This window comes from Kitasatospora sp. NPDC032150 (assembly GCF_055579945.1).
The window spans coordinates 79,738-93,383 of record NZ_JBVIMH010000027.1; the positions used below are offsets into that span (position 1 = coordinate 79,738).

A 13,646-nucleotide genomic window follows, 5' to 3' on the forward strand; every position below is an offset into this window, starting at 1 on the left:
CGCCGGCCGGGCCCGGCCGGCGGCGGCGTGCCCAGCGGCAAACAGCAGCAAGGCGACGAGTCCGAGGCAATGGAGGAGGAACGATGGATAACCCCATAGTGGTGGTCGGCGGCGCAGGCCGGGTCGGCCGGCTCATCGTGCAGCGCCTGCTCGACCGCGGCGAGCGGGTGTGGGCGATCGGCCGTACCGACCGGTCGGACCACTTGCCGCTGCCGCCCGGTACCGGATTCAGCCAGGGCGACGTGCGGGTGCCGCACACCCTGGCCGGACCGCTCGGCAGTTGCTCGGCGCTGGTGTACTGCGTCGAGCCCGGGACGGACGAGGACGGCCCGAACCGGCCGGAGACCACCATGTACCAAGGTGTCCGGAACGTCCTCGCCGCCGCGACCGCGGACGGCGGGCGGCCGCACGTGGTCCTGGTCAGCCAGCTCCATGTCACCCACCGCGGCCACCCGTTGAACGCCTACGGCCGGCTGCTCGACTGGCGGCGGGCGGGCGAGGAGGCGGTCCGCGGCTCCGGGCTGCCCTACACCGTGGTGCGGCCGGGCTGGCTGGTCGACGACCAGTCCGCGGGCGACCGGGTGCGCCTGGAGCAGGGAGACCGCGGGATCGGCCTGGTCTCCCGCACGGACGCGGCCGAGTCCTGTGTCCGCGCCCTCTACACCGAGGCGGCCAGGGGCGTGACCTTCGAGCTGTTCAACGAGCCGGGAGCGCCGCTGTCCGACTGGGATCGGGCGTTTTCCGAGCTGGAGCCCGACCGGGTGGCCGTCGCCTGACCGGGCACCGCCTTCGAGCCGCGCCGATCACAACGATGAGGGAATGACAGTGAGTCACACAACGCCGTCGCCTGTCGTGCTTGCAGAGGTCACTCCCGGACGCTCGCAGCCACTGGGCGCCACGCTGGACGCCAACGGGGTCAACTTCTCGGTCTTCTCCGAACACGCCACCCACGTCCAGCTGTTGCTGTTCGACAACTACGACGACCTGGTGCCGACCAGGACCATCGACCTGGACCCGGACCACCACCGCAGCTACCACTTCTGGCACTGCCACGTGAGCGGTCTGAAGGCGGGCCAGACCTACGCCTACCGGATGGACGGGCCGAACCACACCCGGGCCACCGGTGCCCGGTTCAACCGCCGCAAGGTCCTGCTCGACCCCTACTCGCGGGCGAACATCAACACCCTCTGGGACCGCAGCCGGGCGATCGGCCCCGAGGACAACTGCGCCTACTCGATGCGCAGCATGGTGGTCGACCTGTCCGGTTACGACTGGGAGGAGGACGAGCCGCTGCGCACGCCGCTGGCCGACACCGTGATCTACGAGATGCACGTCGGGGGCCTGACCGCCTCGCCGAGCTCGGGCGTCACCCACCCGGGGACCTTCTCGGCGGTGGTGGAGAAGATCCCCTACCTCAAGGAACTCGGCGTCACCGCGGTCGAGTTACTCCCGGTCTTCGACTTCGACGAGCGGCAGCTGCTGCGGATGGGGCCGCACGGCGTCCCGCTCTACAACTACTGGGGGTACGACCCGTTCGGGTTCTTCGCCCCGCACACCGGGTACTGCTCCAACCCCTGCCAGTGCGCCCACATCACCGAGTTCCGGGACATGGTCAAGGCGCTGCACCGGGCCGGCATCGAGGTGATCCTGGACGTCGTCTTCAACCACACGTCCGAGGGCAACGAGCACGGCCCCACGATCAGTTTCCGCGGCCAGGCCAACGAGATCTACTACCACCTCTGGCCGCAGGACCGCCGGCACTACATGGACTTCACCGGCTGCGGCAACGCGATCAACGCCAACCACCCGGCGGTGGCCAAGTTCATCATCGAGTGCCTGGAGTACTGGGTCACCGAGCACCACGTCGACGGCTTCCGCTTCGACCTGGCCTCCGAGCTCTCGCGCGGCGCCGAGGGCTACGAGATGGAGGTGCCGCCGGTGCTCTGGGGCATCGAGCTGTCGGGCATCCTGTCCGACACCAAGATCATTGCTGAGCCCTGGGACGGCGGCGGGCTGTACCAGGTCGGCCGGTTCCCCGGGCGGCGCTGGGCACAGTGGAACGGGCCGTTCCGCGACGACGTACGGCGCTTCGTGCGCGGCGACGCCGGCCTGGTCGGCACCATCGCGACCCGTATCGGCGGCTCCCGCGACCTGTTCGGCAAGGACGGCGAACTGCCCACCAACAGCATCAACTTCATCACCTGCCACGACGGCTTCACCCTCAACGACCTGGTCAGCTACGGGCACAAGCGCAACAGCGCCAACGGCGAGTCCAATGCGGACGGGGCGAACGAGAACTTCAGCTGGAACTGCGGCGTGGAGGGTCCGAGCGACTCGCCCGAGATCGAGCAGCTGAGGATCCGTCAGATAAAGAACTTCGCCGCCCTGCTGCTGCTCAGCCGCGGGGTCCCGATGATCCTGGCGGGCGACGAGTTCCGCAACACCCAGGGCGGCAACAACAACGCCTACTGCCAGAACAATCCGATCACCTGGCTGGACTGGGACCAGGCCGAGAAGGAGACCGAGGTCCGCCACTTCTTCCAGGGCATGATCGCGCTGCGCAAGCGCCACCGCTCCCTGCGTGACCCGCACTTCTTCACCGGCCGCCACAACGACCGCGGCCTGCCGGACGTCACCTGGCACGGCACCAAGCTGGAACAGCCCGGCTGGGAGGACACCGGAGCGCGCGTGCTGTCGTTCACGCTGGCCGGCTTCGGTGAGGAACCCGACCTGCACGTGATCCTCAACATGTTCCACCTGGGCCTGGACTTCGAGCTGCCGCACATCCCCGGCCGGCCCTGGCACCGCGTCGCGGACACCGCCCAGGACTCCCCGCTGGACCTCCTCGCGCCCGGAAGCGAAGAGCGGGTCCACGGCCGCACTTACCACGCCCACGGCCGCAGCATCGTCATCCTGACGGCTCTGCCCGACGACGGAGGCACCCTGTGATGAGCACTCCCGACACCCGGCGCACCTACTCCGACTGCATCGCCGGCTACGTGACCTCGTACGAGCCGACCCGCGACCGCTTCGGCCTGCGCACCTGTGACGGCCGCGAGTTCACCATCCACCTGGACGGCTTCCTCGGCTCGCAGATCGTCCGCAACCTCGGCGACGACTACCGCGACACCACCGCCGCCACCCGGGACATGCTGGCCGAGGGCCGGTACGTCTTCGTGCACGGGCTGTTCTACCAGTGGGAGGGCGGGGAGCGGATCGAGGCCCGGCAGATCACCTTCCCGGAGGAGAGCCGCGGCGCGTACGTCTTCGAGAAGCCGGGCTGGTGGGTCCAGCAGGCCGCCGAGATCGCCGACTTCTACCTGCGCGGCCACTTCCCGGACGGCGTGTACGACTGGCGCAACTTCCGCACCAAGCTGACCCTGCACGGCACCCACGTCCCGGACACCGGGGAGGACGTGCGCCAGGAGACCGACACCATCTCCCGGCTGGTCTACGGCCTGGCCACCGCCTACCTGCTGACCGGCGAGGAGCGCTTCCTGCAGGCCGCCGAGTCCGGCACCGAGTACCTGCGCGAGCACATGCAGGTCGCCGACGAGCGCGAGGGCATCGTCTACTGGTACCACGGCATCGACATCGCCGAGAGCGGCCAGCGCAAGGTGTTCGCCTCGGAGTTCGGCGACGACTACGACGCCGTCCCGATGTACGAGCAGATCTACGCGCTGGCCGGCCCGACCCAGACCTACCGGATCACCGGCGACCCGCGGATCATGTCGGACATCGACCGCACCGTCGAGCTGTTCCACCGGTACTTCAAGGACGAGGACAAGGGCGGGTTCTTCTCCCACCTCGACCCGATCACCATGGACCCGCGCTCGGACGCGCTCGGCCGCAACCGGGCCCGCAAGAACTGGAACTCCATCGGCGACCACGCACCGGCCTACCTGATCAACGCCTACCTGGCCACCGAGCGCCAGGACTTCGCCGACCTGCTGGAGGAGACCGCCGACACCATCGTCCGGTACTTCCCGGACGAGCCCGACAGCCCCTTCGTCCAGGAGCGCTTCCACGAGGACTGGAGCCCGGACCGGACCTGGGGCTGGCAGCAGGACCGCGCGGTGGTCGGACACAACCTGAAGATCGCCTGGAACCTCACCCGGATCCGCGCCCTGCACGACAAGCCCGAGTACGCCGCCCTGGCCGAGCGGATCGCGGAGATCATGCCGCCGGTCGGCAGTGACCAGCAGCGCGGCGGCTGGTACGACGTGGTGGACCGGAAGGCGGACCCCGACAGCGGCACCCACCGCCTGGTCTGGCACGACCGCAAGGCCTGGTGGCAGCAGGAGCAGGCGATCCTCGCCTACCTCATCCTGGCCGGTGTCTCCGGCGACCCGGAGCACCGCCGGCTGGCCCGCGAGGCCGCCTCGTTCTACAACGCGTTCTTCCTCGACTACGACGACGGCGGCGTCTACTTCAACGTGCTCGCCGACGGCATGCCCTACCTGGTGGGCACCGAGCGCCTCAAGGGCAGCCACTCGATGGCCGGCTACCACGCCCTGGAGCTGTGCTACCTGGCCGCCGTCTACACCGGCCTGCTGAACGACTCCGCGCCGCTCACCCTGCACTTCCGGCCGCGGCCCGAGGCGTACCCGGACCGGATCCTGCGGGTCGCCCCCGACCTGCTGCCCACCGGGTCGGTCCAGATCGGCCGGGTGTGGATCGACGACGAGCCGTACGAGGACTTCGACGCCAAGGCCCTGACGGTCAAACTCCCGGTCACCAGCCGGCCCGTGCGGGTCCGGGTCGAACTGGAACCGGCCGACATGCGGCTGCGGATCTCCAGCGACTTCGACGGCCGCACCGCCCACATCCACTGCGAGGGCGTGATCGACCTGGAGGAGCTGGAGAAGTTCCGCCGGTCCCTCACGGAGGCGCTGTCCTGCGAGCCGCGACGGGTGGAGTTCCACCTGTGCAAGGTCACCGAGCTCGCCCGGCCCGTGATCAACGAACTGCTCTTCCAGCGCACCAAGATCGGGCTGGACGTCGACTTCGTGATCGTCGGCTGTGCCCTGCCCGAGGTCGCCCAGGCGCTGGTGGCCACCGACGCCTTCCTGCTCGACCCCACCGCCCCCTGCGACGACTACTGACCGCCGCGTCACGGCTGACCAGGCGTCACGACTCCCCGAAGGATCGATGTGTCCACGATGCTGCAAGTCCGTCCGGCGAAAGCGGCCGAGGCGCCGGACGGCTTCTCCGCCTACTGCAAGGAGCTCTTCGCACTGCTGGGGCGGGCCGACCAGCGCCGCTGGGGCGAGGTCTACCTGAGCGGGCTGCTGCACGCCAGCGGCCGCAGGACCCCGCGGAACATCGCCGAGCACGTGCTCGGCCGGCCGGCCACCCAGCCCATCCAGCAGTTCGTCAACCAGAGCACCTGGGACCCGACGGAACTGCGGCGGCACCTCGCCGAACGGCTCTGCGCGGCCACCCAGCCGCAGGCCTGGGCCTTCGACGAGGTGGTCTTCCGCAAGAACGGCACCCGCTCGGTCGGCGTCGCCCGCCAGTTCGTGCCGGCCGAGGGCCGGATGGTCAACTGCCAGCTGGCGCTGGCTGCTTCACTGGTGAGCCAGGAGGCCAGCCTGCCGGTCAACTGGCGGCTGCTGATGCCCCGGCACTGGGACGCGGACGAGGACCTGCGCACCCAGGCCCGGGTGCCCGACGAGGAGCGGCACCGGCCGAGATGGCGCTACCTGCTGGACTCGGTGGACGAGATGCTCCAGGACTGGGACCTGCCCCCGGCACCGGTACTCGCGAACTGGAGCTTCGAATCGGAGGTCGAACCGCTGCTGCTCGGACTCGAACAGCGCGGCGTCGGCTACCTTGTCGAGGTCGGCGCCACCACCCAGCTGCCCGGCCGGCCGGTCCACTCGTACCCCAGCACCGAGCGCAGCACCTCCGCCAGGCGCTGGACGGCCGCGGCCGTCGCCCGCGACCCCGCGCTGCGCACCGACAGGTCGGTGGCGGCCTGGCGGGACCGGCCCGACAGCCGGTACCAGCACTCGCAGTTCATGCTCGTCCCGCTCACCACCGGCGCCGCCGGCCGCTCGTCGGCACCGCGCCAGCTGGTGGTGGAGTGGCCGTTCGGCCGTCCGCAGCCGCGCACCTACCTGGTGACCAACCTGCGCGGCGACCGGCTGAACGAGCTGGTCGCACTCGCCGAACTCCGCCACCAGTCCAGCCGGTGCTGCGAACAGCTCCACCAGGACTACGGCCTCGGCGACTTCGAGGGCCGGTCGTTCCCCGGCTGGCACCACCACGTGACGCTGGTCTCCGCAGCGAGGGGATTCCACGCCCTGCAGCAGCTGTCGCGACCCGGCGAGCCGGACCGGCCCGTGAGCCTCGGATAGGCCGCCACCACCCCCTCTCCCGAAAGGACCGCACCACCTTGGACGAGGCACGCCGACCCGCCGCCGGGTCGGTCACCGAACCCTGTTCACCGCTCCGACCTAGCGAGGGACAACGCCATGACAGCCAACCCGGCCACCACGTCCTCGGCGCCGACCCGTGACCGTGCCACCTGGGCCGAACTCTTCTACGACCTCGTGCTCGTCTTCGGCATCGGCCAGGCCGCGCACATCCTGGCCGAGGCCCCCAGCTGGGGCGGCATGGCCCAGGCCCTGCTGGTCCTGCTGCCGCTGTGGTGGGCGTGGGTCAGCATGACGCTCGCGCTGAACGCGGTCAGCGAGACCAACACCCAGCGCCTGCTGCTGTTCGCGGCCGGACTCGCCACCTTCACCATGGGCGTCAGCGCCCCGCTGGCGCTGGAACACCGCGGCGCGGCACTCCTGTTCGCCGGCTCCTACCTGGGCCTGCGGGTGCTGATGGCGCAGTGCGTCCGGTGCACCCGGGCCATCTCACACAGCATCAACCACCACAACGTCGGCTGGGTCTGCGCGACGATACTCGTCGCGGGCGCCCTGCTGCCCGCCGGAATCCGCGGCCTGGTGTGGGCGACCGGCGTGCTCGCGGAGATCGCCGCGCCGGTCGTCCACCGGGACCGGCTGCACCGGATGACCTTCGGACCCAGCCATCTCCCGGAGCGGTTCGGCCTGTTCATCATCATCGCGCTGGGCGAGTGCGTGCTCTCGGCCGGTCTGCGCGCCGCGACCTCGCACCTCGACCTCGCCGGGATGTGCGCGGTGGTGCTGAGCTTCGTCACCGGCTGCGCCCTGTGGTGGCTCTACTTCCACTACGTGGCCCCGGCGGTGGAGCACGCGCTGCGCACCCACCGGACGCAGGCCGTGGTGGTCCGCGACGTCCTGAGCTACGGCCATTTCATCCTGGTCGTCGGGCTGCTGCTGGTCGCCGTCGGCACCAGCCGGATCGTGTCCGAACCGACCGCCGCGCCACACACCGGAATCGGCGCACTCGTGCCGATCGGAGCCGGCCTGTTCACCCTCACCTTCGGCTACACCCGCTGGCGGATGTTCGGCGGGGCCTCCTCGACCAGGGTGATCGCGGGCCTGTGCCTGCTGCTGGCCGCGCCGGCCGCACCGCTCGTCCCCGGCCTGGTCACCCTGGCCGTCACCGCCGCCGTGCTGATCGCGGTCAACGGCATCGAGTACTGGATGCTCACCACCGGAAGGACCATCCCGCTGTTCTTCCGCCGGGCCGTGGATCTCCTCTGAACCCTTGCCGGCGAACGAATCTGACGCAATGTCGGATCGGAGTTCGCGAAGCACCCGATCCCGGAACGCAGAAGTCCCGAGCGGAATTCCTCCGGCGGTAGCGTCGGAAGAGTCGAAAAGGGGGATCACGCCATGTCAGCAGAACGATCCGTCGACAATTTCGATTACATCGTGGTCGGCGCCGGTTCCTCGGGCTGTGCGGTGGCCAGCCGGCTCAGTGCGGACCCCTCCTGCTCGGTCCTGCTCGTGGAGGCGGGCGACTGGCACACCCGGCCGGAGATCAACCGGGTGGACGTGCCCTCGCTGACGGCGCTCTGGACGGAGCCCTGGGGCCGCGGAATCGACTGGGGCTACACCACCGAGCAGGAGCCGCACCTCGAGGGGCGGAGCATACCGATCGCCCGCGGCAAGGGAGTCGGCGGCTGCAGCTCGGTGAACGCGCTGATGTGGGTGCGCGGCAACCGGCTCGACTACGAGCGGTGGAGCGCCCTCGGGAACACCGGCTGGTCCTTCGAGGAGGTGCTGCCGTACTTCATCCGGGCCGAGTCCTACCCCACCGGCGCCCAGGACCGCGGCAGTTCGGGCCCGATCAGCGTGCAGGACCACCGAGACCCGACCCCGGTGGCGCAGGCCTTCGTGGCCGCGGCTGAGCACCTGGGCTACGCCGCACCCGAGGCGGACTACAACGGCCCCCGGCAGGACGGCTTCGGATTCCTCTACCAGACCAACCGGACCGCCGAGGGCGAGCGCTGCTGCTGCGCCACCGGCTACCTGCGGCCGGCCGCGGACCGGCCGAACCTGGCCATCCGCACCGGTGCGCACGCCACCCGGATCGTGCTCCGCGACGGCCGCGCGGCCGGTCTGGAGCACCTGCACGAGGGCCGGCTGCGCACGGCGACGGCCGAGGGCGAGATCGTGCTCAGCGCCGGCGCCTTCGAGACCCCCAAGCTGCTGATGCTCTCCGGCATCGGCCCGGCGGCGGACCTGGAGCGGCACGGCATCCGCTGCGTCCAGAACCTCCCGGGCGTCGGCGGCAACCTGCAGGACCACGTCTTCGTACCGGTCTGCTACCAGTCCCTGCAGACCCATCCGTCGGCGGAACTCATCTCCGAGGCGGGCCTGTTCACCCGCAGCCGGCTCACACCGGCGGACGCGCCGCCGGACCTGCAGTTCACCTTCGGCACGGTCAAGTTCCTGCCCGCGAGTGCGCCGGCGCGGGCGGGGGAGGGCCACGGCTTCACCTTCGCCCCGATCCTGCTCACCCCGCGCAGCCGGGGCCGGGTCAGCCTGCGCAGCGCGGACCCGCACGAGCCGGCCGTCGTCCGGGCCGGCTACCTCGGTGAGCAGGCCGACGTGGACGTACTGGTGGAGGGCGTGGAACTGGCCCGGGAGCTGGCGCACACCCCGGTCTTCGACGCCTTCCGGGGCGAGGAGCTGGCCCCCGGACCGGCCCTCGGGACCGGCCAGGAGCTGCGGGGCTACGTCGCGGCCGAGGCCACCACGCTGTGGCACCCGGTCGGAACCTGCCGGATGGGCACCGGAAGTGACGCGGTGGTGGATCCGCAGCTGCGGGTCCGCGGCGTCCCGGGCCTGAGGATCGCCGACGCCTCGATCATGCCGGTGATCGTGTCCGGCAACACCAACGCACCCACCGTGATGATCGGCGAGAAAGCCGCCGACCTGATCCGCACCACCGACAGCTGAGTACCCTTCGAACCCAAGGAGCCGATCATGGCAACCGCTGCCGAACAGGCCGGTGTCGACCTGTACAACCGCTTCCTCAAGGCGCTGAACGACGGCGACTACGAGGGGATCGCCCAGGTGATGGCGTCCGACTTCGAGGACCACCACCCGGGCTTCGAGGTGCACGGCGTGGCCCAGTACCAGGAGGCGCTGCGCGGGGTCGCGCAGACCCTCCGGATCCGGGCCGAGCTGGAGGAGATCCTGACCACCGGCGACCGGATCATCGCCCGGGTCGCGCTGACCGGCCGTCACGTCGGACCGGTGCTGGGCTTCGCACCCACCGGGAAGGCGGTCTCCTGGACCACCACCGAGATCTGGCGGGTCGCCGACGGCATGCTGGTCGAGCGCTGGGCCGAGGACGACCTGCTCGGCCTGCGCAACCAGCTGTCGCCGGACGCGGAGAACGTCGAGCTGATCCGCCGCCTCAACGACGTGGTGAACGAGCGGCGCTACGACGACATGGACGAGCTGTTCGACGAGTCGTTCGTGGACCGCAACCCGGCCTGGAGCGTGACCGGCGTGGCCGAGCTCAAGGAACTGCTCAAGGTCGCCAAGGCCGCGCTGGAGTTCACCTCCCAGCAGGACCTGATCTACCCCGCCGAGGGCGGGAAGGTCGTCATCCACCTCACCTTCACCGGGCGCCACGTCGGGGAGTTCTTCGGCGTGCAGCCGACCGGCAAGGAGGTCCAGTGGACCAGCATCGAGGTGTTCCGGATCGAGAACCGCAAGATCGTCGAGCGCTGGGTGCAGGCCGACACCACCGGCCTGATGAAGCAGCTCGGCGTCACCCTGCCGTGACGACGGCCGAGGGCCGACCCGGGAACGACCTGACCACCGAGAGAGAGGAGTACCGATGCTCGCCTACGCACTGCACATCACCGTGAAGCCGGGCCACGAGCAGCAGGCGCTGGAGACGCTCGGCGCGATCGAACGCCGCTCGCTGCGGGACGCCGGCTGCCTGCAGTTCACCTGGTTCCAGCACGACGCCGACCCCTACCGGTTCACGCTGGTCGAGCAGTGGGAGAGCCAGGAGCACCTGGACGCCCACCTCGCGCAGGACCAGTCGCTGTGGGAGTCCTTCCTGCCGGCGCTGGCGGACGAACCCCGCTCCGAACTGCTGCGCCAGGTGGTCCCGTTGGCGACCAGGCCGAGCGCCGACGAGGTGCTGGCCTTCGCCACCTCCTGGTTCGGCGCCATCACCGCGGAGGCGCCGGTCGAGACGCTGCTGGGCTTCCTCAGCCCGGCCGGGCTGAGGATGGACTTCCCCGAGGGGACCCTGACCAGCGTCGAGGACGTGCGCGAGTGGTACGCCACGGTCATGGCGACCTTCCACGAGCACACCCACGACCTGGAGCACCTCAAGGTCACCCCCGGCGACCTCGCGGGCGCGGTGGACGTGGACCTCGCGGTCATCTGGAAGTCCACCGCGCGGGCCGACGGATCCCGCTCGGCCTTCCGCGGGTTGCAGTCCTGGCAGGTGCGGCGGTCCTTCCGGACCGGCCGGCTGGAGATCGTCACCTACCGGGTCCGATCGCTGGAGAAGGTGGCGTGATGGCGGGAGCCAACGGCCTGCGCTGGGCCCACGTCGGCCTCAACTGCCAGGACCAGCAGCGCACCGAGGAGTTCTACACCCGCTGGTTCGGCTTCCGCCGGGCGCGGGTGGTCGAGACGCCGGACGTCCGGGTGGTCTTCCTGCGCAACGACGCCGCCTGCCTGGAGCTGTTCCCGGCCCAGGCGGAGCCCGCAGCCAGGGCCGGCGGGGACGGCCCGCAGAACCCGGGCTCGGTACGCCACCTGGCGTTCCAGGTGGACGACCTCGACGCCTTCCTGGCGGCGGCCGACGGGAGCTTCGACGTCTCCCTCGGACCGCTGGGCTTCGACGAGTACATCCCCGGCTGGCGCACGGTCTGGGTGACCGACCCCGACGGTGTGGTGGTCGAGGTCAGCCAGGGGTACGTCGACCAGGACCCGACCGAACTGGCCTGATCCGCGGCCGACGGGAGTGCGCGGGCCGCCGTGCACTCCCGCCCGGTCGGCGACTTGACGTAGTACGAGCGCGAACCTGCTCAGATGCGCACGCAGTGCCCGCATCCGCCGTGGTGAGGCGGTGACGGTGCGGGAGCCTGGCTGCCTGAGGCAGAGGAACTGCCCGGGCGGCTCGCTGTCCACCCATTCCGGAAAGGAAATCCCCATGGGGAAGCAGGAGTTGACCACCGGGCAGATCGAGGAGATCGTCCGAGAGTGGTACGAGGCGCTCGACCGGCACGACGCCGTCGAGCAGGTGACCCCGTTCCTGGCCGAGGACGGCCTGGTCATGGTGTTCCCCGAGGCGACCCTGCGCGGTCCGGCGGACTTCCATGACTGGTACGCCGCCGTCACCAACCGGTTCTTCGACGAGGTCCACGAGGTCAAGTCGGTCGAGGTGCGCACCAACACCGACGGCCGGGCCGACATCCAGGTCGTGGTCAACTGGCAGGCCAGGGTGTGGAATCCGCCGGCCGCCAGGAGCGAGTGGCTCGGCTTCGACGCCACCCAGACCTGGACCGTGGTCCTCCGCGACGGCGAACCGAAGATCTCCGAGTACATCGTCGAGGACCTGGCGCCGATGCCGGGCTCCGCGGCGCTGTAGCTGCCCAGCCGACCGTCCGGCCGTCGCCGGGCTCGTTTCCCTCGCACAGCAACGGAGTGATCTCCAATGAGCAATACCGTCTCCGAAACACCCGGAGCACTCGCCCCGCCCACGGCCGGGTCGGCCGGACGCCGTTGGCTGGCCCTTCCCGTGATCCTCGTCGGCACGTTCATGACGATCCTGGACTTCTTCATCGTCAACGTCGCCATCCCGTCGGCCCAGTCGGACCTGCACGCCAGCGGCGCGCAGATCCAGCTGGTGGTGGCCGGTTACGGAGTGGCCTACGCGGCCGGGCTGATCACCGGCGGTCGGCTCGGTGACCTGTACGGCAGGCGGCGGCTGTTCGTCATCGGCCTGACCCTGTTCACGCTGGCCTCGGCCGGCTGCGGTCTGGCCACCAGCGCCAACTTACTGATCCTCGCCCGGATGGCGCAGGGTGTGGCCGCGGCCCTGCTCTTCCCGCAGGTGCTGTCGATCATCAACGTCACCTACACCGGCGAGGACCGGCCGAAGGCCTTCATGGGCTTCGGCATGACGATCGGTCTGGCCTCGGTCAGCGGCCAGGTGATCGGCGGTCTGCTGATCCAGGCGGACGTCCTCGGCCTGGGCTGGCGCAGCTGCTTCCTGGTCAACGTCCCGGTGGGCCTGGCCGTGCTGGCGCTCGTTCCGTCCCTGGTGCCGGAGAGCCGTTCGGCCACCGCCCGCGGTCTCGACCTGGTCGGGTTCGCCATCGTCACCCCCGGTCTGTTGCTGCTGCTGATCCCGCTGGTCGAGGGCCGACAGGCCGGTTGGCCGTTGTGGTCGTGGATGTGCCTGGCGGCCAGTGTGGTGGTGCTCGGCGCCTTCGCCCGGCACCAGCGGCAGCTCTCCCAGCGCGGCGGCACTCCGCTGGTCGAGCCGGTGCTCTTCAAGAGCAGGAGCTTCCTGACCGGACTGCTGACGATGTTCACCGTGTACGCCGGGATGGCCTCCTTCTTCCTGGTGTTCGCGCTGTACCTGCAGGAGGGGCTGGGCTTCTCGGCGCTCAAGTCCGGGCTGGTCTGCCTGCCCTGCGGCGTCGGCTTCTTCGCTCTCTCGATGGGCTCGCCCCGGCTCGTCCGCGCGCTGGCCCACCGGACCCTGGCCCTCGGCGCGGTGATCCTCGGCATCGGTGAGATCGCCATGGCACTGATCGCGCTCCGGGCCGGCAGCCACCCGAGCACCGCAGTGCTGGCCCTGCTCATGCTGGTGATCGGGGCCGGGATGGGCGCGATGGGCCCGCCGCTGATCGCCCAGGTGCTGCTCGGCGTACCCGGTGAGCACGCCGGCTCCGCGTCCGGTGTCCTCTCCACCACCCAGCAGATGGCGGGTGCGCTGGGCGTGGCCCTGATCGGGATCATCTTCTACGGCACGCTCGGCAGCGCCGGATCCTCCGGCCACTACGGCCGGGCCTTCGCCGCGAGCCTCGCCTACACCCTGGTGCTGGCCCTGATCACGGCCGTCATCACGACGCCGCGCCGCTGGTGGGGCACGCACCAGCACTGATCCGGCCGGGGGGGGGGGGGGGGGGGGGGGGGGGGGGGGGGGGGGGGGGGGGGGGGGGGGTAGGGGGGGAGGGGGGGGGGGGGGGGGGGGGGTGGGTGGGGGGGGCA

Annotated in this window: 11 protein-coding genes; all 11 read left to right on the forward strand. The window is 70.5% G+C overall.

Annotated features, from left to right (window positions below):
• The first annotated feature begins 83 nt into the window (after nucleotides 1-83).
• Nucleotides 84-776, forward strand: coding sequence for an NAD(P)H-binding protein (locus tag ACZ5ON_RS26790; protein ID WP_465597811.1), 693 nt, complete (start codon nucleotides 84-86; stop codon nucleotides 774-776).
• Between the two features lie 76 nt (nucleotides 777-852).
• Complete coding sequence (gene glgX / locus ACZ5ON_RS26795) at nucleotides 853-2,949, forward strand: glycogen debranching protein GlgX (RefSeq protein ID WP_465597814.1); 2,097 nt, start codon at nucleotides 853-855, stop codon at nucleotides 2,947-2,949.
• Entirely contained in the window at nucleotides 2,949-5,105 is a 2,157-nt protein-coding gene (locus ACZ5ON_RS26800) for an AGE family epimerase/isomerase (protein ID WP_465597817.1), read from the forward strand. Before glgX ends, ACZ5ON_RS26800 begins: the two co-directional genes overlap by 1 nt.
• Nucleotides 5,106-5,162: 57 nt before the next feature.
• Nucleotides 5,163-6,362 (forward strand): IS701 family transposase, encoded by a 1,200-nt coding sequence (locus ACZ5ON_RS26805; RefSeq protein WP_465597859.1) that lies wholly within the window; start codon nucleotides 5,163-5,165, stop codon nucleotides 6,360-6,362.
• A 117-nt stretch (nucleotides 6,363-6,479) separates the two neighbouring features.
• The gene (locus tag ACZ5ON_RS26810; RefSeq protein ID WP_465597820.1) at nucleotides 6,480-7,643 is read left to right on the forward strand and encodes a low temperature requirement protein A; all 1,164 of its coding nucleotides are present in this window, start codon (nucleotides 6,480-6,482) and stop codon (nucleotides 7,641-7,643) included.
• 132 nt (nucleotides 7,644-7,775) lie between these two features.
• Nucleotides 7,776-9,347, forward strand: coding sequence for a GMC family oxidoreductase (locus ACZ5ON_RS26815; protein WP_465597823.1), 1,572 nt, complete (start codon nucleotides 7,776-7,778; stop codon nucleotides 9,345-9,347).
• 27 nt (nucleotides 9,348-9,374) lie between these two features.
• Nucleotides 9,375-10,184 (forward strand): ester cyclase, encoded by an 810-nt coding sequence (locus tag ACZ5ON_RS26820; protein ID WP_465597826.1) that lies wholly within the window; start codon nucleotides 9,375-9,377, stop codon nucleotides 10,182-10,184.
• A gap of 55 nt (nucleotides 10,185-10,239) precedes the next feature.
• Complete coding sequence (locus ACZ5ON_RS26825) at nucleotides 10,240-10,938, forward strand: putative quinol monooxygenase (RefSeq protein WP_465597829.1); 699 nt, start codon at nucleotides 10,240-10,242, stop codon at nucleotides 10,936-10,938.
• Nucleotides 10,938-11,372 carry a VOC family protein gene (locus ACZ5ON_RS26830; RefSeq protein ID WP_465597832.1) on the forward strand — a complete coding sequence of 145 codons (435 nt, stop codon included), beginning with the start codon at nucleotides 10,938-10,940 and terminating at the stop codon, nucleotides 11,370-11,372. The genes ACZ5ON_RS26825 and ACZ5ON_RS26830 overlap by 1 nt, the downstream gene beginning before the upstream one ends.
• 205 nt (nucleotides 11,373-11,577) lie before the next feature.
• Nucleotides 11,578-12,015, forward strand: a complete 438-nt coding sequence (locus ACZ5ON_RS26835; RefSeq protein ID WP_465597835.1) for a nuclear transport factor 2 family protein — start codon at nucleotides 11,578-11,580, stop codon at nucleotides 12,013-12,015.
• 66 nt (nucleotides 12,016-12,081) lie between these two features.
• Complete coding sequence (locus tag ACZ5ON_RS26840) at nucleotides 12,082-13,539, forward strand: MFS transporter (protein ID WP_465597838.1); 1,458 nt, start codon at nucleotides 12,082-12,084, stop codon at nucleotides 13,537-13,539.
• The last annotated feature ends 107 nt before the right edge of the window (nucleotides 13,540-13,646 follow it).